The organism is Nostoc sp. UIC 10630 (genome assembly GCF_010747425.1).
Taxonomy (GTDB): Bacteria; Cyanobacteriota; Cyanobacteriia; order Cyanobacteriales; family Nostocaceae; genus Nostoc.
The window spans coordinates 1-1,077 of record NZ_JAAGOG010000454.1; the positions used below are offsets into that span (position 1 = coordinate 1).

Below are 1,077 nucleotides of genomic sequence, written 5' to 3' on the forward strand. Positions count from 1 at the left end.
GTACTAAAGACTTACGGTACTTTTGAGCAGAAATCAAATTATCTAGACCAAGTTTCTAACCATTACGAAACCCTGTTTGAGCAAGAACGCCAGAAAGATCCAAAGTTAATTCGAGAAGAATACAAGCCTTATATGCAAGGGTTTGTTGAACTTGCTTTGGATGAAAGAACCCCAGAAAATATTCAGCAAGCAATGGACATTAACCGTCAAATGTACCGGAGCATGATTGAAGAAGGATGTTATCAAAACCAAATAGCAGTTGATTTATTCAAAAGTGCTAAAAAACCTGAGATGGATAAAATCAGGGAAAACAACCGCTACTTGTATCGTGATGTTAATTATATTAAAGATAAGAAATCTTCGTCAGTTTATTTAAACACGGGGATAACACCAAAGGGCTACTCACCAGTAGAATTATTGATTAGCCAAACTAATAAATATTTCCAAGAATCACAGTTAGAATCGCGTCCCATAGTCCAGTTTAAAGACTTATTCAAAGGAGTAGAATTTTCACCACAGCAGAAATTTGCAGCGATCGCCGCCAAGTACGAGTTTGATCTGAAATTCAACGCTGCGGTTCGTGCCTCAAGGCGGCGAGAAACAGAGTCTGGCCCTAGCGCAGTTGTTCAAACGGATTCAGGAACGCAACTCGAAATTACCAATCTCACCCGTTACGGGCATCCCTTAATCTGGAAAGCCCAGACACTTAATATTCGCCTAGATGAGATTAAATTCACAAACAGTGAACGCCCCCATAAATTATTAGCAGTTGCACAGATAGATGGCGAGGTTGGGTCAGATGGAAAACCCGCTTACCGCAACCTGGGGACAGTTAGCCAACAATCGGTGACTGACCACAACCTCAAGGCGGGGATGACTATACAAGGAGCTAAACTCCTAGAACTAAAACCAGAACTTACTAGAAGCCAAACTAAACTACTCTTTGCCTTGGCAAATGATGCATCTGAAGCATTTTACGCTTCTATCCCAGAGTCAGAAAAACTTGCATCTGCTGCCGCCGCTTGGAACATCTGTGCATCTCGCCAAGATGAACTCGAAGTTGCAAGAAAAGAAAAC

The 1,077-nt window shown here is 41.6% G+C and carries 1 pseudogene; it reads left to right on the top strand.

Features of this window, described 5'->3' with window-relative positions:
- A pseudogene (locus tag G1O98_RS38335) lies at window positions 1–1,077 on the top strand (hypothetical protein); the annotation flags it as partial.